Genomic DNA, 18,773 nt, shown 5'->3' with positions numbered 1-18,773 from the left:
CCCGGACGGACCGCAGGCGGCTAGACCGTTGTGCTACCGATGGCGTCCGGCCGTTCCCGGACCCCTTCGCCGGCCCGGCGTCCGGGGGTCGTCCCCCCGCGCAGGCGCTGGCTGATCACCTGGGAGATGCCGTCCCCCTTCATGGTCACCCCGTACAGGGCGTCGGCGGACTCCATGGTCAGCTTCTGGTGGGTGATCACGATCAGCTGGGAGCTCTCCCGGAGCTCCTCCATGATCCCGATCAGCCGCCGCAGGTTGCTCTCGTCCAGCGCGGCCTCCACCTCGTCCATCACGTAGAACGGGCTGGGCCGGGCCTTGAAGATCGAGACCAGCAGCGCCACCGCGGTCAGCGAGCGCTCGCCCCCGGAGAGCAGCGAGAGCCGCTTGACCCTCTTGCCGGGCGGACGGGCCTCCACCTCGACGCCGGTGGTCAGCATGGAGTCGGGGTCGGTGAGCACGAGCCGGCCCTCCCCGCCGGGGAAGAGCCGGGAGAAGACGCCTTCGAACTGCGCCGCGGTGTCGTGGTAGGCGGAGGTGAACAGCTGCTCCACCCGTTGGTCGACGTCCTTGACGATGTCGAGCAGGTCGCGCCGGCTCCGCTTGAGGTCGTCGAGCTGCTCGCCGAGGAAGGTGTGGCGCTCCTCCAGGGCGGCGAACTCCTCCAGCGCCAGCGGGTTGACCTTGCCGAGCTGCTGGTACGCCTTTTCCGCCGCCCGCAGCCGCTTCTCCTGCTCGGACCGGACGTACGGACGCGCCTCCCCCGGCTCCTGCCCCTCCTCGGGCGTGGACGGCGGGACGAGCCGGTCCGGCCCGTAGGAGGCCAGCAGTTCGCCCCCGTCGATGCCGAACTCCTCCAGCGCGCGGGACTCCAGCTGCTCGATCCGCAGCCGCTTCTCGGCCCGCAGCACCTCGTCCCGGTGGCCCGCGTCGACCAACTTGTCCAGCTCGTCCTTGAGTTCGCGCCCGAGTTCGCGGTGCTCCCTCAGCTCCGCCTCACGCGAGGCGCGTGCCTGCTCGACTGCGGCCCGGCCGGCGTCCGCGCGGGCCAGCGACACCTCCAGGCAGGCCGCCAGCTGCCGGGCGCCCGCCGCGACGGCGTTCGCGACGCCCTCGTCGTGCGCGGCCCGTCGGCGGCGCTCGGCCGCCCGGGCGCGCGCCTCGCGCTCGGCGCGGGCGGCCCGTTCCAGCTGATCGGCCCGGCCCGCCAGGGCGCGGACCCGCTCCTCGTGGGTGCGGACCGCGAGCCGGGCCTCCAGTTCGGCCTGCCGGGCGGCGGTCGCGCCGGCTGCCAGCCGCTGCTGCTCGGCGGGATCGGGCTCGTCCTCCCCCGCGGCGGCCGACTCCTCGGCCGCGGCGAGACGTTCGGCCAGTTCCTCGGCGGTGGCGAGCAGCCGGTCGAGCCCGTCCTCGGCGCGGACGGCGGCGGCCGTGAGCCGCTCGGCCTCGCCGACGGCCGCCCGGGCCTGGCCGCCGAGCCGGCCGAGTGTGCCCGCGACCTCGGCCCGGTCCCGCTCCCGTTGCCGCTGCCGGAGGGCAAGTCGGTCGAGTTCGGCCGCCGACTCGCTCCGCTGATCGGTCAGTTCGGCCAGACGCTCGGCCGACTCGGCGCAGCGGACGGCGAGTTCGCCGAGCGCGCGGGCCGTCTCGTCCACCGCCGCCTGGGTCTCCAGCAGGCTGGGCGCGCCGCCGGAGCCGCCGTGCGCGAAGCCCGCGCCGAGCCGGTCGCCCTGTGCGGTGACGGCGGCCACCCCGGGGTGCGCGGCGACCAGGCGGACGGCGTCGTCCAGCGAGTCGACCACCGCGACGCCGGAGAGCAGTTCGCCCACGGCGGGCAGCAACCCGGCCGGTGCGTCGACGAGTTCGGCGGCCCAGCGGGCACCGGGCGGCAACTCCCCGACCGGGCGGGCGGGTTCGGGCGCGCCGGCGATCAGCAGGGCGGCCCGGCCGGCGTCCTCCGTGCGCAGCAGCCGGAGCGCGCCGGCCGCCGCGGCGGGCGAGTCGACGGCCACCGCGTCCGCCGCCGCGCCGAACGCGGCGGCGAGGGCGGTCTCGTGGCCGGGGGCGATCCGCAGCAGCGCGGCCGCCGGGCCGAGCAGCCCGGCCAGCCGGTCGCCCGCGGCCAGCAGCGCGCCGCTGCCGTCCTTGCGGCGCAGGCCGAGCGCCAGCGCCTCGTGTCGGGCGGTCAGTCCGGCCCGCTCGCGTTCGGCGGCGCCGGCCGCCTCGCGCGCGGCCACGAGGTCCCGCTCGACGGCGGCGAGCCGCTCCCGGGCGGTCTCGTGCGCGGTGTCGGCCCGTTCGTCCTCGGCCGAGGTGTCGACCCGGGACGCCAGCTCCTCGTGCTCGCACCGGGCGGCCTCGGCACGCTGCAGCGCCTCGTCCCGGGCCTCGGCGAGCCGGCCGGTCTCGGCCTCGGCGGCGGCGGCCCTGGAACGCGCGGCGGCGGCCTGCCCCTGCAGCCGGGCCAGCCCCTCCCGGCGGTCGGCGATCGCCCGGGCGGCGTCCTTGAGCCGCCGTTCCTCGGCGGCGAGGTCGCGCTCCAGCTCGCCCTTGGTCTCGACCGCCTCGGCCAGCGCGTACCGGGCCTCCTCCAGCGCCCCGGCCAGCGCGGCCTCCTCCTCGCGGACCCGTTCGGCCTCCTGCTCCGACTCCTCCGGGTCCCGTCCGCGCCGTTCCTCGGTCTGCCCGCCGGCCACCGCGTGCCGGGCCCGGGCCTCGGCCAGCCCGATGGTGCCGCGGGTCCGCTCGGCCAGCGCGGAGAGCAGGTACCAGGTCTGCCGGGCCGCCTCCAGACCCGGTCCGAGCTGCTGGACCTGGGCCTCCAGCACCGCCTCGCGGCCGATCGCCCGGCCCAGTTCCTGTTCGACGGTGGAGCGGCGCAGCCGCAGCGCGAGCTCGTCGGCGATCTCGGCCTCGACCGCCCGGCGCAGGGCGAGCAGGTCGTCGGCGAGCAGCCGGAGCCGGGCGTCGCGCAGGTCGGCCTGGATGCCGGCGGCGCGCCGGGCGATCCGGGCCTGCCGGCCGAGCGGGCCGAGCTGGCGGCGGAGTTCGGCCACCAGGTCCTGGACGCGGTTGAGGTTGACCTGCATCGCGTCCAGTTTCCGGAGCGCCTTCTCCTTGCGCTTGCGGTGCTTGAGGACGCCGGCCGCCTCCTCGATGAAGGCGCGGCGGCCCATCGGGTCGGCGTGCAGGACGGAGTCGAGCTGACCCTGGCCGACGATGACGTGCATCTCGCGGCCGATGCCGGAGTCGGAGAGGAGTTCCTGGATGTCGAGCAGCCGGCAGGTGTCGCCGTTGAGCGCGTACTCGCTGCCGCCGTTGCGGAACATCGTCCGGGTGATGGTCACCTCGGCGTACTCGATCGGCAGGGCGCCGTCGGAGTTGTCGATGGTGAGGCTGACCTCGGCGCGGCCGAGCGGGGCGCGCCCGCTGGTCCCGGCGAAGATGACGTCCTCCATCTTGCCGCCGCGCAGCGACTTGGCACCCTGCTCGCCCATCACCCAGGAGAGCGCGTCGACGACGTTGGACTTGCCGGAGCCGTTGGGCCCGACCACGCAGGTGATGCCGGGTTCGAACCGCAGGGTGGTGGCGGAGGCGAAGGACTTGAACCCGCGCAGCGTCAGGCTCTTCAGGTGCACGCGCCGGTCTCCTCACATCGCTCACCGGGCTCTGCGGCGACTGTATCCGTCCGCACCTGCGGCGATCGTGCCCGGACACACCGGTCGGACCGGCCGGTCCGGCCCCGGGCCACCGGACCGCCACCACACCGCGCCGGGCGCGGCGCCGGTCCCCGGCCACCGGGCGCCGGGCGCCGGGCGCCGTCCCGAAACGCTCCGGACACGACGAAGGGACGCCACGCGGGGCGTCCCTTGCAAGCTGCGTCCCTTTCGGGGCGGCTCAGTGCACAACGACGTCGATCGAGGGATCGGGCGGGACTCAGGTGAGAGCCGGCTCCCGCTGGTCCAGATCGATGCTGCTGAGCAGCGAGTGCTCGTCAGCGACAGCGGTGAGAGCGTCGTTCTCGGCCTGCATCCGAATGAGCTCGGATTCAAGATCCTGAACGCGCTGCTGCAGCCGTCGCATCTCGGAGAGCATTCGCGGGTCGGGGCCGCCGACGTACCCGAGAAGCGCCTTTGCCATGATGAATGGTCCTCCACGCTGAGTGACCGAACCGGAACGGAACAGGTCTAGGGGGAAGGGGGACGCACGCGCGTCGCGCACCGGCAGTGCTGGCTGGGCACTACGGCACAACCGCCGTGAGCTGGGCTCACGAGGGCATGCGCCTGCCGGGATAACGCGGTCGTGTGCGCGGGTTTCCAGCGTCTCACCAAAGACGGTACGGGTCAACACGATCACCGCACGCTACCGCGCCCCTGTCACCTGCCTGGCGGTGTGGTCACGCCGGGCGGTCGCGGGGAGGTCCACCACGAGCTCGTGGATCATCGTCCGATGCGGAGTCAACCACGAGTCTGCCCGGATGGCAACCGTACGACACCGCCAGTTGCCGATCCTTTCGCACGGGTTCCGGACCCGGTCAGGGCCGGAACCGGACCGGGTCCGGCTCAGCGGATCTCGAAGCCCTCGTAACCCGTGCCGACGGCGGTCCAGATCTCGGTCACCCCGGCGACCCGGCCCGGTGTGCCGGCGCCCCTGAGCAGGGCGAGCAGGTGTTCGCAGTCGACGGCGACGCCCTCGGCCACCACCTGCACCCGGCCGTCGCCGAGGTTGCTCGCGTAGCCGGTGAGGCCGATCTCCAGCGCCCGCGCCCTGGTCCACCAGCGGAAGCCGACCTGCTGGACCTTGCCCCGTACCCAGGCGGTGACCCGGACCGGCTCCTCACTGTGGGCGTCGCGACCGTGCATGCCCCCGACCCTATCCGGCCGGGCGACGGCCCGCGTCACGGCGCCGTCGGGCCCTCCGTCGTCCAGCCCGGGCTGTGGACCTCGATCCGCAGGTCCGCGCGGCGCCCCTCCCCGCCGCAGGTGCGGCAGACCCAGGCCGGGTCGTACGGGTGCGGTTCGTGCCCCTGCGGGTCGTGCTCCAGGCCGACCGGAGGCTCCGGCATCAGCCACCGGTCGCCCCAGCCGAGCAGGGCCTGGCTGAGGGGCGCGAGGTCGCGGCCCGCCTCCGTCAGGTGGTACTCGTACCGGGGCGGGCGTTCGCTGTACGCGCGCCGTTCGACCACGCCGGCCTCTTCCAGCGCGCGCAGCCGGGCGGTGAGCCGGTCGCGGGGCGCCCCGGTGTTCCGGGCGATCCGGTCGAACCGGTGGTTGCCGTAGAACAGCTCCCGCACGGCGAGCAGCGCCCACTTCTCCCCCACCACGTGCAGCGCGGCGGCGATCGAGCAGGGCCGCCCCGGCAGGGCGGGCGCGGCGGGAACGGCTGAAGGGGTGCGGGGCGTCACGTCCTCCACCTTCCCACACCGGGTTGCCTTCTCAAACCCGTACGGCCGGGGCCCCGGAACCATGCCGGACATGGATCAGCGGGTCGGATCCGGCGCCGTCCGGGCCACTCCCCGGACGGACGCCGCGGCCCCGCCGGTCGTCCGGCGGGGCCGCCGGCCGGTCCTCGCACCGGCCGGAGCCGAACGACGGAGTCAGAACCCTCCGCCGAAGTCGCCGCCGCCACCGAAGTCGCCTCCGCCGCCGCCCCCGTAGTCGCCGCCGCCGAACCCGCCGTCGAAGTCGGAGGAGTTGTAGTCGGCCCCGGAGACGTCGCCGCCCTCGTAGCCGGAACCGGCGTCGCCCGCGCCGGCCGCGTAGGCCGGGGTGGCCATCATCGAACCGAGCATCGTGCCGACCAGCAGGCCCGGCAGCAGCCCGCCGCCGCCGAAGCCGCCGAAGTAGCCGCCCGCCCAGGGCCCGTACGCCGGTCCGGCGTTCCAGTACGGCTGCGGCCCGTGCTCGGTCGGGACGGTCCGGATGTCCGGGGTCTGCCCGGCCGCCAGCCGCTCCGCGTCGGCGCGGCAGACCGGGACGGTGCGCGCCGCGCCGTCCGCCGGGGCCCAGTCGGCGTCCTGCACCGACGGGCCGTGCCGCGGGTCGAAGAAGCACGGCGGACGCCGCTCCGGCAGCGGCCCGCTCTCCCGCCGGGCCTCCAGGGTGGCCAGCGCGAACCGGCCGTCCTCCAGCGCCTCGGTGACCGGCTTCACGTCGTGCGGTCCCCTGGCCTCGTCCATCAGACGCTTGGCCCGGTCATAGGAGTCCAGGGCGTGGGTGTAGTCGCCGCGCTGCACGTCGTCCGCGTCCGCGGCACCCGGGTCGAAGTCGAGCCGGTCGAGCTCCTCGCCGTAGGCCGTGATGTCCTCGTCGACGACCCGTCGCAGCTGTGCGAGTTCGGCCCGGCGCTGCTCCTCCTTGCGCCGCTTCGCGCGGCGGAAGAGCAGGAAGACGCCGGTACCGGCCAGTGCGAGCAGGGCCAGCGGGACCACGATCGCGGCGGTCGAGGCGCCGCCCGCACCGCTGTTCACACCGTTCCCCTTGACCTGCGGGGCTGCGGTGTCGACGAAGTCGTCGAGGGTGGCGCCGATGTCGCCGGGGTGCGAGCGGAAGGAGGCGCCCGCGATCCGTTCGGCGCTCTCGCCGGCCAGCGCGGCCCGGTCCGAGCGGGCCTGGAACTGGTCGCCGCGCCAGACGGCGTAGGTACCGGTGATGCCGACCTTGGTCCGCAGGTCGTCGAAGACCGTCTGGGCGCCGTACGGAGCCGCGGCCGGGACCACCGCGACGAAGATCGGCTTGTCGGTCTTGCGGATCTTCTCGGTCAGCGCGTCGGCCTGCCCCTGGTCGAACCGGCCGGCCATGGCCGGGTCGACGTACACCCGGCCCTGCTTGAGCGTGGCGGCCGCGTCGTCCAGCCCGCCCGCCGCCGAGGCCGCCGGCGTCACCAGGAGCAGCAACCCGAGCAGCAGCCCGAGCAGCGCCGCCACCAGGGCCGGCGGCCCGGCGGCCCGGGAACGTCGTCGAGCAAGGGTTCTCATGCCATCGACGCTACCTCTCCGGGCCCTCCGGTACGGCATACCCGTCGGGTACGGCCTGCCGGGTGACCCCCACCGTCCGCCGGGGTGCGTCCCCTCCCCGGGGATGATCTCTACCCGGGCGGGTCCCTGAGCCGGGCGGGCAGCGGGAACCCGGCCACCTGCCCGGACGTACGTTCCGGCGGGTCACCGCAGCTCGCGACGACCACCGGGGGGCGGTCCGACCGTACTCCGCGACCGGGCATAGTGGTGGCCGTACGGCCCGTTCATGACCTTCTCTTGACCATCCCTCCCGCACTCCTCTCCTCCCGCACTCCTCTCCTCCCGCATTCCTCTCGATCGGAGCACAGCGTGTTGATCGGCCTCGTCACCGCCGTGGCGGCCTCCGCCTGCTACGGCATCGGCTCGGTCCTGCAGGCCGTCGGATCACGCCGCTCCGCCCGGGAGGAGGCCGCCAAGGGCGCCTCCGCCGCCGGGACCACCGCGCACGGCGGGCCGAGCCTCTCCTCCACCGCCAAGGCGGCCGTGACCTGGGAGTTCATCCTCGGCACGGTGCTGGACTTCATCGGCTTCGGCCTCGGCGCGCTGGCCGCCCGGCTGCTGCCGCTGTTCCTCTCCCAGACCATCATCAGTGCCAACCTGGTGATCACCGCGGTGCTGTCGATCAAGCTGCTCGGGATCCGGCTCAAGCAGCTGGAGTGGGTGTCGATCGGCGTGCTCTGCTCGGCGCTGGTGCTGCTGGCGGTCTCGGCCGGACCGGAGGGCGGCCACCACGCCGCGATGGCCTTCCACTGGGGGCTGCTGGCGATCACCACCGTGCTGCTGGTCGGCGGTGGCCTGTTGGTCCGCCGGATGGGGGCCAACGGCGCGATCGTCGCCGGCCTGCTCTCCGGTCTGGGCTTCGGCGCGCTCGGCGTCGGCGTGCGCATCCTCAACGGGATCGAGCCGTTCGAGCTCGGCGCGCTGCTCTCCGACCCGGCCCTGTACGCGATCCTCGTCGGCGGCATCGGCGGCATGTACGTGCACACCGTGGCGCTGCAGATCGGCTCGGTGAACGGGGCCACCGCGGCCCTGGTCGTCGGTGAGACGGTGCTGCCCGGCGCGGTCGGCGTGCTCTGGCTCGGCGACTCCTCGAAGGCCGGGCTCGGCTGGCTCGGCGTGGCCGGCTTCCTGCTCTCGGTGGTCGCCGCGGTCGGCGTCGCCTACTTCGGCCAGGACACCCACGGCGCGCCCGAAGCCGAACGGCCGCAGCCCGAACTCGCCAAGCACTGAGGCCGCTCAGCCCCCGCTGCGGACCCGCGGCACCCGCTGGCAGCGGGGGCAGAAGTAGCTGGACCGGTTCATCCAGGCGGCCCGCCGGATCGGTGTCCCGCAGCGCCGGCACGGCTCCTGCTCGCGGCCGTAGGCGTCCAGGTCCCGGGAGAAGTAGCCGCTCTCGCCGTTCACGTTGACGTACAGGCTGTCGAAACTGGTGCCGCCGACGGCCAGCGCCGCGGACATCACGTCCCGGGCGTTGGCCAGCAGCAGCAGCGCCTGCGGGCGGGTGAGGGACCCGGTCGGGCGGTCGTAGTGCAGCCGGGTGCGCCAGAGCGCCTCGTCCGCGTAGATGTTGCCGACCCCGCTGATCAGCGTCTGGTCCAGCAGCGCGCGCTTGACGGTGGTGCGCCTGAGGCGCAGCGCGGTCACGAAGGCGGCGTCGTCGAAGCGCGGGTCGAGCGGGTCGCGGGCGATGTGCGCGATGGAGACCGGGGTGCCCTCCGGGTCGCCGTCCTCGGCCTCCTCGACCGCCAGCCCGCCGAAGGTCCGCTGGTCGACGAAGCGCAGCTCGCGCCCGCCGTCGCCGAACCGCAGCCGGACCCGCAGGTGCTTCTCGTCCGGCGCGGACGGGTCCTGGACGAGCAGCTGGCCGCTCATCCCGAGGTGGCCGATCAGCGCGAACCCGGCCCCGGTGCCGGCGAGCGGCACCCACAGGTACTTGCCCCGCCGCTGCGCGGTGCCGAGGGTGGTGCCGGTGAGCCGGGCGGCGAAGTCGGCCGCGCCGGCCTGCTGGCGCCGCACCGCACGCGGGTGCAGCACCTCGACCCCGGCCACGGTCCGTCCGGCGACCCAGTTCGCCAGACCGCGGCGGACGACCTCGACCTCGGGAAGTTCGGGCACGGGAACAAGCCTCCTGCGACGGGGAACTGCGTCTGCTGGAGGAAGGCTACTGCGTGCTCAGGCGCCGCCGGGCAGGCGGTCGGCGTACTTCTCCTTGATCGCCCGCCAGGCGCTCTCCGCGGCCTTCTGCTCGGCTTCCTTCTTCGAGCGGCCGACGCCGCTGCCGAAGTCCTCGCCGGCCACCCGGGCCGCCGCGGTGAAGGTCTTCTCGTGGTCCGGACCGGACTCCTCGACCACGTACTCCGGCACTCCGATGCCCACCGAGGCGGTGAGCTCCTGGAGGCTGGTCTTCCAGTCCAGGCCCGCGCCCAGCTGAGAGGATTCCTCGATCAGCGGGTCGAACAGCCGGTGGACGAACTCGGTGGCCGCGTCCAGACCCTGGTCCAGGTAGACGGCGCCGATCACGGCCTCGACGGTGTCGGCGAGGATCGACGACTTGTCGCGGCCGCCGGTGCCCTCCTCGCCCTTGCCGAGCCGGATGAACGTGCCGAGCTCCAGGCCGCGTCCGACGTCGGCGAGCGCGCGCGAGTTGACCACCGCGGCGCGCAGCTTGGCGAGCGTGCCCTCCGGGACGTCCGGGTGGACGCGGTAGAGGGTGTCGGTCACCACCAGGCCCAGCACCGAGTCGCCGAGGAACTCCAGGCGCTCGTTGGTGGGCAGCCCGCCGTTCTCGTACGCGTACGAGCGGTGGGTCAGGGCACGCACCAGAAGGGCGCGCTCGAGCGTGTACCCGAGGCGCCCTTCCAGGACGTCGTATTCGGTCGAAGCCGGCCCGCCGGCCTTTCCGCCACCCGAAGGAGCCTTCGTTGCGGTGGTCGCCTTGCGGGAAGAGTTACCGTCCGACATCGATCCGTGCACCCCGCCGATCAGACCGAGAGGACCTGGCGACGGTTGTACGTGCCGCAGCTCGGGCACGCGATGTGACCCAGCTTCGGCTCGTGGCAGCGGTCGCACGCCACGAGGGCCGGAACAACGGCCTTCCAGTTGGACCGACGGTGGCGCGTGTTGCTGCGCGACATCTTCCGCTTCGGAACAGCCACGGCTACTTCTCCTGGTTCTCGGCGAGACCCTCACGGGTGTCGCTGTACTTGATTCCGTCACCCTCGTCGCCAGGGGCGGCGGAGAGTCCCTGCAGAGCCGCCCACCGGGGGTCGGCGGCGTCGTGGTGGTGCGCCGGGTCGTCGCTCAGGCGCGCTCCGCACTCGGAGCACAGGCCCAGGCAGTCTTCCTGGCACACCGGCTGCAGCGGCAGTGCGAGCACCACCGCGTCACGCAGCACCGGCCGGAGGTCGAAGTAGTCGCCCTCCAGACGGTAAGTCTCTTCTTCCGAGTCCTCTTCGAGGTCCTCGGTCCCGGCGGTCCGGGCGCGATGGCGCTCGTCGGACTCCGGGTAGTAGTACAGCTCCTGGAAGTCCACGTCGAGGTCGAACTCGACCGGCTCCAGGCACCGTACACACTCGCCCTCGACCACGGTCTCGGCGGTGCCGGTCACCAGCACGCCCTCGACCACGGACTCCAGGCGGAGCTCCAGAACCATCTCACTCTTCTCGGGAACACCGATCACGTCGATGATCCCCAGGCCCTCGGGGGCCTCCAGGGTCCGGCTCACCTTGCGCAGCGCACCCGGACGACGGCCCAGCTCGTGCGTGTCGAACACGAGGGGGTCGCGGTGGTCGAGGCGGTTCAAGGTGTCCTGACTTCCTGAGAAAACTGATGTGCGGCGCCACTCATCGAATGGATGCGCGGGCAGACCGACGGCCCGACACGGAGAGGCCGGAGTGGTCAGACTACCGGAGTCTCCGGCCAGGCCCAACTTCGCTCCCGGCCACTACCTCCCGCCGAGCTCCCGGAGCCGGGTCATGTCGATCATGCTGGTGTCGAAGAAGCTGGTCTCGTCCAGGCCGGGCTGCGCCTGCTGCGGAAGGGCCGGCGGGTTGGCCGGCGGCTGCGGGTAGCCGGCCCCGGCCTCGGGCTGGGGGTTGCCCCAGGCGTCGTACTGCTGGGCGGCGTACCCCTGGTGCTGGGGCGGGTAGTCGTACCCGCCCTGCTGGCCCTGCCGGCCCTCCGGGTAGCCGGGTTGCTGCACGTGCTGGACCTGCTGCGCGTGCTGGATCTGCGGGACCTGCTGGCCGTAGCCGTACTGGCCGGCGTACGGGTCGCCCCCCTGGCCGATCGCCGGGTCGAAGCCGCCGCCGTACACCTCCGCGTACTGGCCGCCGCCCTGCTGCGCAGCCGCGTACTGGTCGGCCCCGGGGGACTGCCAGCCCGCCGCCGCCGGGGCCTGCTCCGGCCAGCTCTGCTGCTGCGGAACCTCCTCGCGGTACCACGCGATGTCGGCGCCGTCGGCGTCCCCGGCGAAGCCCGCGGCGACCGCCTCGGCCCGCTCCTTGGCCTGCTGCGCCTGGTCGGCGGCGGCCAGGTAGGCGCCCAGCTCGTCGATCGGCCGCTTGCCGAGCAGCTTGTCGCGGCCCTTGCCGACCGCCTCCAGGGTCGCGCTGAGCACGTTCTCCAGGGTGGCGAGCTTCACATCGACGTACTCGTCGACCTCGGGGCTCGGGCTGGTCCGCTGCGGCTGGAACTCCTCGCCGTCGCTCTCACTGTCGAAGTCGTTCTCGAAGACGCTCGCGTCGCCGCGCAGCTTGGTCCGGCCGCGGCCGACGGCGCCGAGCGTCTTGGTGAGCACGACCTCGAAGTTGGCCAGCTTGCTGTCCACGTAGTCGTCGGCCTCGGCGCGCTTGGTGTCGACCTCGGCGCGGGCCTCGACGAGGATCCGGTCGGCCTCGGCCTGGGCGCGGCGGACCACCTCGGTGTCGGAGATCAGCGAGCCCCGTTCGGCGTGCGCCCCCTGGATGATCCGGTCGGCCTCGGACTGGGCGTCCGCGACCACGGACTCGTGGTCGGCCATCACCGACTGGGCCTGGGCCAACTCGGCGGGCAGTGCCGACCGCAGGTCCTGGAGCAGGCCGACCAGCTCGGCCCGGTTCACCACGCAGGAGGCCGACATGGGCATCGAGCGGGCGTTCTCGACGGCGGCCACGATCTCGTCGACCTTGTTCTGCACGTCCACGGGGCTTCGTCTTTCCGTGTGCCGCCGACGGTCCGGCGGAGGCAGCGCCCGGCGCGGTGCACCTCACCGCAGGGCAGGAATACAGACTGTACGGCCACGGCGGGGCGAGGTCACAACGTCCGGACGGGGCCGACCACCCACCTGACCGACATATCGTGACGAACCGGCAGAAACGGACCGGAGGTCACCACCGGGCCCACCCCGCGGGCCGGCCGCCCCGTCGCGCGCTACCGCCCGGCGCGCCGCTCGGCGATCCGCTCGACCAAGCGGCCGTGCACCGTCTCCGGCAGCAGGTGCGAGACGTCGCCGCCGTACGAGGCCACCTCCTTGACCAGCGTCGAGGAGAGGAAGCTGTACGTCGGCGACGTCGGCACGAAGAGCGTCTCGACGCCGGTCAGCCCGTGGTTCATCTGGGCCATCTGCAGCTCGTAGTCGAAGTCGCTGACGGCGCGCAGGCCCTTGATGATCGCCGGGATGTCCCGCTCCCGGCAGAAGTCCACCAGCAGGCCGAGGTGCGACTCGACCACGACGTTCCCGTACTGCGCGGTGGTCTCCTCGATCAGCGCGATCCGCTCCTCGACGCTGAACATGCCCTCCTTGTTGCGGTTGATCAACACCGCGACGTGCACCACGTCGTACAGCTTCGAGGCCCGCTCGATGATGTCGAGGTGACCGTTGGTGATCGGGTCGAACGATCCGGGGCAGACGGCACGGCGCATGGCGTTGGTGCTCCCTCATGGGGTGACGAGACTGCTGCGGGCCTCGGCCCGCTACGGGTGGCGACGGGTCTCGGCGGCGGCGCGACCGTACCAGAGGGTGCCCTCGCCGTACCGGCGCGAGCGCAGTACCTCGAAGCCCTCCGGCCAGCCGAACTCGCCGCCCCGGGTGCTGCGCTCCACGGTGACGAGTGCGTCGGCCGCGAGCCAGCCCCCGGCCGACAGTGTGATCAGCATCTCGCGCACCTCGTCGTCGGTGACGACGTACGGCGGGTCGAGGAAGACGAGGTCGTACGGAGCCTCCGGAGCCGGCCCGGCGATCACCTTCTCCGCCCTGGCGGCCTTCACCAGCGCGCCCGGCAGTCCGATCGTCCGGACGTTCTCCCGGATCACCCGGGCCGCCTGGGCGTCGGCCTCGACCAGCAGCACGTGCTCGGCGCCGCGCGACAGCGCCTCCAGGCCGACCGCGCCGGACCCGCCGAACAGGTCCAGCATCCGGATGCCGTGCAGGGTGCCGCGCAGCGCCTCCAAGGTGGAGAACATCGCCTCGCGGGCCTTGTCGGAGGTCGGGCGGGTGCCCCGACCGGGCGGTACGGCCAGTCGGCGGCCGCCGGCCGCCCCGGCGATCACGCGGGTCATGGTGGTGGGAGGTCCTTTCGTCGCTGCCCGACCACGCTATACGGGCCGGGCCCCGCCGGTCCGACCGGCGGGGCCCTCCCCCCCTCGCTTCAGCTCGTCACCGCGGACGCCGCGCCCCCGTCGCGCCCACGGACCGGATGCCGGCTACTCCCCCGCCGCCTGGGCCGGAACGGCCGCGCCGAGCAGCGTCGGCGAGGCGTAGCGGGACCAGGAGAGGCAGCCGTCGGGCGGGCAGTACTCGGGGCGGCGCGGGTCGTGGCCGAGCTCCCGCAGCTTGGTGCGGACGGAGTCGGGCGTACGGCCGAAGCGGGCGGCGATCCGGGCGACGGTCTCGTTCTCGTGGAACCGCCGGACCAGTTCCTCCTCGTGCTGCGGCACCCAGGGGGCGCCGTGTCCGGGGTAGAGCTCGCGCAGCACGTCACGGTCGGGGATGGGCTCGGAGACGTCGGCGACGATCGCCAGGGCCCGGAGCGCCCGGTTGAGCGCGATCCGGAGCGAGGCGACGTCCTCGACCGGCAGCCGCAGCCGTCCGGAGGCGAGCGGCGCGGCCGCTTCCCCCTCGCGCCAGCCGGTGAGGGTGAGGGTGACCTCGCGGTCGTCGTCGCTGGCGAGTTCGATCCGGAAGACCTTGTCGCCCAGCGGGAGCTCGTTGAGATGACGGAATGCCATGGCAAAACCCCCAAGTGTCGTGCCAGGAACGCACCTTGGGGGTGCGTCCTGAACACCTTCATTCTCTCCCGAGGGTCTGACAGTCGGGCTCGGCCGAGCGGGCCTCAGCCCTTCTCCAGATACTCCGCACGGTCCTCGTCGAGCAGGCTCGCCAGCGCGGTGCGCAGCTCCGGGTGGGCGGTCAGCCCGGGGTCCTCGGCGACCAGCCGGGTGGCCTCGGTGCGGGCGGTCACGATGACCTCCTCGTCCTCCAGCACCGAGAGCACCTTGAGCGAGGACTTCACACCCGACTGCGCCTGGCCCAGGACGTCGCCCTCGCGGCGCTGTTCGAGGTCGATCCGGGACAGCTGGAAGCCGTCCAGCGTGCCGGCCACCGCGTCCAGCCGGGCCCGGGCGGCGCTGCCCGCGGGCATGTCGCTGACCAGCAGGCAGAGCCCGGCGGCGGAGCCGCGCCCGACCCGGCCGCGGAGCTGGTGGAGCTGGGAGACGCCGAACCGGTCCGCGTCCATGATCACCATCACGGTGGAGTTCGGGACGTTGACGCCGACCTCGATCACCGTGGTCGCGACCAGCACGTCCACCGCGCCGGCCGTGAACCGGCGCATCACGTCGTCCTTGGCCTCGGGCGTCAGCCGGCCGTGCAGGATCTCCACCCGCAGCCCGGCCAGCGGGCCCCCGACCAGCTTCGCGGCGGTCTCCACGACGGAGAGCGGGGGCCGCCGCTCGTCGCTCGCGGCGCCCTCGTCCGGTGCGTCGTCGGTGAGGTCCTCCAGCTCGTCCTCGGCCCGGCGCCGCTTCTTCGCGCCCTTCGCGGCCTTCGGGTCGGCGGGCTCCTCGTCCCCGATCCGGGGGCAGACCACGTACGCCTGGTGGCCCCGGGTCACCTCCTCGCGGACCCGCTCCCAGGCCCGCGCCAGGAAGTTGGGCTTCTCGACGGCCGGGACGACGTGGGTGGAGATGGGCGAGCGGCCGGCCGGAAGCTGGTCCAGCACGGAGGTCTCCAAGTCCCCGAAGACGGTCATCGCGACGGTGCGCGGGATCGGGGTGGCGGTCATCACCAGCAGGTGCGGCGGCTGGTCGCCCTTGGCGCGCAGCGCGTCGCGCTGCTCGACGCCGAAGCGGTGCTGCTCGTCGACCACGACCAGGCCGAGGTCCTGGAACTGCACCTTGTCCTCGATCAGCGCGTGGGTGCCGATCGCGATGCCGGCGTCCCCGCAGGCCATGTCGAGCAGCACCTGGCGGCGGGCCGGGACGCCCATCGAGCCGGTGAGCAGCGCCACCCGGGTGCCCAGGTCGGAGCCGCCGAGCAGACCGCCCTCGGCCAGGTCGCCCATCATCTCGACGATCGAGCGGTGGTGCTGCTGGGCCAGGACCTCGGTGGGCGCGAGCAGCACCGCCTGTCCGCCGGCGTCCACCACGGCGAGCATGGCGCGCAGCGCGACCAGGGTCTTGCCGGAGCCGACCTCGCCCTGGAGCAGGCGGTGCATCGGGTGTTCGCCCGCCAGGTCGGCGGCGATCTCGGCGGAGACCTTCTGCTGGCCCTCCGTGAGGGTGAACGGCAGCCGGGCGTCGAAGGCGTCGAGCAGGCCGCCCTCCCGGGCCCTGCGCGGCTTGGCGGGCAGGGCGGAGTCGGCGGCCCGGCGCTGCGCGAGGGCGACCTGGAGGACGAACGCCTCGTCCCAGCGGAGCCGCTCCTGGGCGCGTTCGCGGTCGGCCTGGTTGCGCGGGCGGTGGATCAGTTCGAGCGCCTCGGGCAGCGGGATCAGGTCGTGCCGCTCGCGCAGTTCGGCGGGGAGCGGCTCGCCGACGTCGGACAGGTGCTTGGTGAGCGCCGTCTCGACGCAGAGCGAGAGCTTCCAGCTGGGCATCTGGGCGCTGGCGCCGTACACGGGGATGAGCCGGCCGGCGAACTGCTGGGCGGCGCCGGCGTCCGCGTCCGCGTCGAGCAGCTGGTAGTCCGGCGAGACCAGCTGGCGGGTGCGGTTGAAGACGCCCACCTTGCCCGCGAACAGGCCCTGGGAGCCGCCCTTCAGCTCCTTCTGCCGCCAGCCCTGGTTGAAGAAGACCAGCGAGAGCCGGCTGCGGCCGTCGGTGACGACGACCTCCAGCCGGTCGCCCTTGCGCCCGCGGAACGGGATCAGGGTGACCTTCTCGACCCTGGCCAGCACGGTGACGTGCTCGTCGATCTCCAGCTCGTCCAGGCTGGTGAGCTGGCCGCGTTCGACGTAGCGGCGCGGGTAGTGGTGCAGCAGGTCCCCGACCGTGCGCAGCTTGAGGCTGTCGGCGAGCACCTTGGCGGTCCGGTCGCCGACGAGCTTGGTCAGTGGTTCATCGAGAGCGCCCATCAGGGCCTTGTTTACACCACGGGACCGACAGACCGGCCCTCACTCCACCGACGCGCCCTCCGGCCGCCCCGGTCCGGCGCGGCCCGCGGAGCCGCCCGCGGAGCCGCCTCACTCCACGCCGATGAGCAGCGGCGCCGACTCCTGGCCGCCGTGGAAGACCACCGCGTCCACCTCGGGCCGCCGGTGCCGGGCGTGCGCGACCATCCGCTCGGCCAGCCCCTCGGGCGCGCCCTCGCCGAGGATCAGGGTGACCAGTTCGCCGCCGGCGCCGAGCATCCGGTCCAGCACGCTCGTGCCGACCTCGGCCAGCCCGGTGCCGATCACCGCGACGTCCCCGTCGATCAGCCCGAGCACGTCGCCGGCCTGGCAGACCCCGGCCATGGTCCAGGACTCCCCCTCGGCGACCGCCAGTTCGGCGTACCGGGTGGCGCCGGCCGCGGAGGTCATGGCGACCACGTCCTCGTCGAAGCGCCGGGCGGACTCGTGCACGGCGAGCGCGGCCAGGCCCTGGACCGGCGACCGGGTGGGCAGGACGGCGATCCGGACGCCCTCCTCGCGCAGCTGGTCGGCGGCGGCGCCCGCGGCGGCCCGCAGCTCCGGGTCGTTGAGCAGCAGCACGACCTCGCGGGCGGCGGACCGGCGGACGGCGGCGGTGAGTTCGGCGCTGGCCGGCGGGCGGCCGGGCTCGGCGTGCAGCACGACCGCGCCGGCCTGCTCGCAGAGTTCGGCCAGGCCCGCGCCCGAGACCACCGAGAGCACCGCGCGGGTGCGCCGCTCGGCCTCGCCGCGGTCGGCGGTGGTGCCGGCCCGGGCGGCGGCCTCGGCGAAGTGGGTGATCCGGATCTGGTGCGGACGCCCGGCCCCGACCCCGGCCTCGACGGCGGCGCCCGCGTCGTCCACGTGGACGTGCACGTTCCAGAGTCCGTCGCCGCCGCCGACCACCAGCGAGTCACCGAGAGCCGCCAGCCGTTCGCGCAGCGCCGGCAGGGCCTCGTCGGGGGCGTCCAGCAGGTAGATGACCTCGAACGCGGGGTGGCCCGGCCCGGGCGGGCGGACGTGTCCGGAGCAGCTCTCCACCACGTGGAGGTCCCCGCGCAGGGCGACCGGGCCCATCGGCTGGTGCCCGGCCACCGCGTCGGCGAGCGCGCCGAGGACGGCGACCAGGCCGCGGCCCCCGGCGTCCACCACCCCGTTCTCGGCGAGCACGGCGAGCTGTTCGGGGGTGCGCCGCAGCGCGTCCCGGGCGGCCCGGTACGCGGTGTCGGCGACCTGGCCGAGCCCCGCACCGGCCCGGCCCGCCTCCCGGGCGGCGACCCGGGCGACGGTGAGCAGGGTGCCCTCGACCGGCTCGGCGACGGCCTGGTAGGCGGAGTCGGCCGCCCGTTGGAGGGCGGCCCGCAGCTGGTCGGCGCCGCCGCCCTCGGCGAGCGTCTCGGCGGTGCCGCGCAGCCACTGGGCGAGGATCACCCCGGAGTTGCCGCGGGCGCCGACCAGCGCGCCGCGGGCCATCGCCCGGGCGGTCTCGGCGAGCCCCGGCACCCCGCCCGGTCCCGGGTCGGCGAACCGGCTCTCCACCGCCGCGGCGGCCGACTCGACGGTCAGGTACAGGTTGGTGCCGGTGTCGCCGTCCGGGACGGGATAGACGTTGAGCGCGTCGATCTCCTCACGGGCCTGGCCGAGCGCGCGCAGGGCCAGCTGGCACCAGCTGCGCACGGCCGGGGCGTCGAGCGTGTGCAGCACCAGGTCTCCTCCGGATGGGACGCCGTGATGGCCTGAGGGTGAACGGCGAGGGGTGATACCGGCAGGTTATCGGGGGCCGCGGGACGGTGCCCGGAGCGGCGGGCAGAGCGATCACTCGGCCGGTCGTGGTAGTTTCGTTGAACGGAAGCAAGCGTTGTATGCTCTTCCGGTTGCCTGGAACAGGTTCAGGCTCACCCTTCGGCCCGGTCCGGTTCACGCGAGTGCTCCGCTGGTCCAGCGGGGTTTTCGAACGTAAATGATCTGAAGTCTTGGAGTGACTCCTGTGGCTGCCAACTGCGACGTCTGCGGCAAGGGGCCGGGCTTCGGCAACAGCATCTCCCACTCTCACCGCCGTACCCCCCGTCGTTGGAACCCCAACATTCAGACGGTGCGCGCTGTGATTGGGCGGACGCCGAAGCGGCTCAACGTCTGCACCTCGTGCATCAAGGCCGGTAAGGTCTCGCGCTGAC

The 18,773-nt window shown here is 73.8% G+C and carries 17 protein-coding genes; 2 read left to right on the top strand and 15 right to left on the bottom strand.

The annotated features are described in order from the left end of the window. Window positions 1–20: 20 nt before the first annotated feature. The 5 genes from smc to PUR61_RS31285 all read right to left on the bottom strand — a co-directional run bounded on the left by smc (window position 21) and on the right by PUR61_RS31285 (window position 6,973). Entirely contained in the window at window positions 21–3,635 is a 3,615-nt protein-coding gene (gene smc, locus PUR61_RS31305) for a chromosome segregation protein SMC (RefSeq protein WP_329882872.1), read from the bottom strand. Window positions 3,636–3,933: 298 nt separating this feature from the next. After that, window positions 3,934–4,137, bottom strand: a complete 204-nt coding sequence (locus tag PUR61_RS31300) for a hypothetical protein (protein WP_327681011.1) — start codon at window positions 4,135–4,137, stop codon at window positions 3,934–3,936. A 422-nt stretch (window positions 4,138–4,559) separates the two neighbouring features. Next, the gene (locus PUR61_RS31295; RefSeq protein WP_329882871.1) at window positions 4,560–4,859 is read right to left on the bottom strand and encodes an acylphosphatase; all 300 of its coding nucleotides are present in this window, start codon (window positions 4,857–4,859) and stop codon (window positions 4,560–4,562) included. Window positions 4,860–4,894: 35 nt separating this feature from the next. After that, window positions 4,895–5,401 (bottom strand): winged helix-turn-helix transcriptional regulator, encoded by a 507-nt coding sequence (locus PUR61_RS31290; protein WP_329882870.1) that lies wholly within the window; start codon window positions 5,399–5,401, stop codon window positions 4,895–4,897. A 192-nt stretch (window positions 5,402–5,593) separates the two neighbouring features. After that, window positions 5,594–6,973, bottom strand: a complete 1,380-nt coding sequence (locus tag PUR61_RS31285; protein WP_329882869.1) for a hypothetical protein — start codon at window positions 6,971–6,973, stop codon at window positions 5,594–5,596. A gap of 348 nt (window positions 6,974–7,321) precedes the next feature. Here PUR61_RS31285 and PUR61_RS31280 point away from each other — a divergent pair, with 348 nt between their 5' ends. Next, the gene (locus PUR61_RS31280; protein ID WP_329882868.1) at window positions 7,322–8,242 is read left to right on the top strand and encodes a hypothetical protein; all 921 of its coding nucleotides are present in this window, start codon (window positions 7,322–7,324) and stop codon (window positions 8,240–8,242) included. Window positions 8,243–8,248: 6 nt separating this feature from the next. Here PUR61_RS31280 and mutM read toward each other — a convergent pair whose 3' ends face one another. The 10 genes from mutM to PUR61_RS31230 all read right to left on the bottom strand — a co-directional run bounded on the left by mutM (window position 8,249) and on the right by PUR61_RS31230 (window position 18,303). Continuing rightward, complete coding sequence (gene mutM / locus PUR61_RS31275; protein ID WP_329882867.1) at window positions 8,249–9,127, bottom strand: bifunctional DNA-formamidopyrimidine glycosylase/DNA-(apurinic or apyrimidinic site) lyase; 879 nt, start codon at window positions 9,125–9,127, stop codon at window positions 8,249–8,251. 57 nt (window positions 9,128–9,184) lie between these two features. Next, window positions 9,185–9,973: a ribonuclease III gene (gene rnc / locus PUR61_RS31270; protein WP_329882866.1), complete on the bottom strand. Its 789-nt coding sequence runs from the start codon at window positions 9,971–9,973 to the stop codon at window positions 9,185–9,187. A 20-nt stretch (window positions 9,974–9,993) separates the two neighbouring features. Further along, window positions 9,994–10,167 (bottom strand): 50S ribosomal protein L32, encoded by a 174-nt coding sequence (rpmF, locus tag PUR61_RS31265; protein WP_030056747.1) that lies wholly within the window; start codon window positions 10,165–10,167, stop codon window positions 9,994–9,996. Window positions 10,168–10,169: 2 nt separating this feature from the next. Beyond that, on the bottom strand, window positions 10,170–10,814 hold the full coding sequence (locus PUR61_RS31260; RefSeq protein ID WP_329882865.1) for a YceD family protein: 645 nt from the start codon (window positions 10,812–10,814) through the stop codon (window positions 10,170–10,172). A 141-nt stretch (window positions 10,815–10,955) separates the two neighbouring features. Further along, window positions 10,956–12,194 (bottom strand): cell division initiation protein, encoded by a 1,239-nt coding sequence (locus PUR61_RS31255; protein WP_329882864.1) that lies wholly within the window; start codon window positions 12,192–12,194, stop codon window positions 10,956–10,958. Window positions 12,195–12,421: 227 nt separating this feature from the next. Continuing rightward, complete coding sequence (gene coaD, locus PUR61_RS31250; RefSeq protein ID WP_329882863.1) at window positions 12,422–12,913, bottom strand: pantetheine-phosphate adenylyltransferase; 492 nt, start codon at window positions 12,911–12,913, stop codon at window positions 12,422–12,424. Window positions 12,914–12,964: 51 nt separating this feature from the next. Continuing rightward, window positions 12,965–13,549 carry a 16S rRNA (guanine(966)-N(2))-methyltransferase RsmD gene (rsmD, locus tag PUR61_RS31245; protein WP_329882862.1) on the bottom strand — a complete coding sequence of 195 codons (585 nt, stop codon included), beginning with the start codon at window positions 13,547–13,549 and terminating at the stop codon, window positions 12,965–12,967. 144 nt (window positions 13,550–13,693) lie between these two features. After that, window positions 13,694–14,218 carry a hypothetical protein gene (locus PUR61_RS31240; protein WP_329882861.1) on the bottom strand — a complete coding sequence of 175 codons (525 nt, stop codon included), beginning with the start codon at window positions 14,216–14,218 and terminating at the stop codon, window positions 13,694–13,696. Between the two features lie 104 nt (window positions 14,219–14,322). Further along, the gene (gene recG / locus PUR61_RS31235) at window positions 14,323–16,563 is read right to left on the bottom strand and encodes an ATP-dependent DNA helicase RecG (protein WP_329882860.1); all 2,241 of its coding nucleotides are present in this window, start codon (window positions 16,561–16,563) and stop codon (window positions 14,323–14,325) included. Window positions 16,564–16,671: 108 nt separating this feature from the next. Continuing rightward, on the bottom strand, window positions 16,672–18,303 hold the full coding sequence (locus tag PUR61_RS31230; RefSeq protein WP_329882859.1) for a DAK2 domain-containing protein: 1,632 nt from the start codon (window positions 18,301–18,303) through the stop codon (window positions 16,672–16,674). Between the two features lie 283 nt (window positions 18,304–18,586). Here PUR61_RS31230 and rpmB point away from each other — a divergent pair, with 283 nt between their 5' ends. Further along, window positions 18,587–18,772: a 50S ribosomal protein L28 gene (gene rpmB, locus PUR61_RS31225; RefSeq protein ID WP_014138233.1), complete on the top strand. Its 186-nt coding sequence runs from the start codon at window positions 18,587–18,589 to the stop codon at window positions 18,770–18,772. The last annotated feature ends 1 nt before the right edge of the window (window position 18,773 follow it).

The organism is Streptomyces sp. BE20 (genome assembly GCF_036322525.1).
Lineage (GTDB): Bacteria > Actinomycetota > Actinomycetes > Streptomycetales > Streptomycetaceae > Kitasatospora.
Note: the sequence above shows the minus strand (reverse complement) of the source record. Positions and strands in the feature narration are given on the sequence as shown.

Bases quoted from the DNA above. Each gene is read 5' to 3' on its own strand.
- recG (WP_329882860.1), bottom strand. From the start codon at position 16,563: ATGGGCGCTCTCGATGAACCACTGACCAAGCTCGTCGGCGACCGGACC.
- PUR61_RS31240 (WP_329882861.1), bottom strand. From the start codon at position 14,218: ATGGCATTCCGTCATCTCAACGAGCTCCCGCTGGGCGACAAGGTCTTC.
- PUR61_RS31300 (WP_327681011.1), bottom strand. From the start codon at position 4,137: ATGGCAAAGGCGCTTCTCGGGTACGTCGGCGGCCCCGACCCGCGAATG.
- rnc (WP_329882866.1), bottom strand. From the start codon at position 9,973: ATGTCGGACGGTAACTCTTCCCGCAAGGCGACCACCGCAACGAAGGCT.
- PUR61_RS31295 (WP_329882871.1), bottom strand. From the start codon at position 4,859: ATGCACGGTCGCGACGCCCACAGTGAGGAGCCGGTCCGGGTCACCGCC.
- coaD (WP_329882863.1), bottom strand. From the start codon at position 12,913: ATGCGCCGTGCCGTCTGCCCCGGATCGTTCGACCCGATCACCAACGGT.
- rsmD (WP_329882862.1), bottom strand. From the start codon at position 13,549: ATGACCCGCGTGATCGCCGGGGCGGCCGGCGGCCGCCGACTGGCCGTA.
- PUR61_RS31285 (WP_329882869.1), bottom strand. From the start codon at position 6,973: ATGAGAACCCTTGCTCGACGACGTTCCCGGGCCGCCGGGCCGCCGGCC.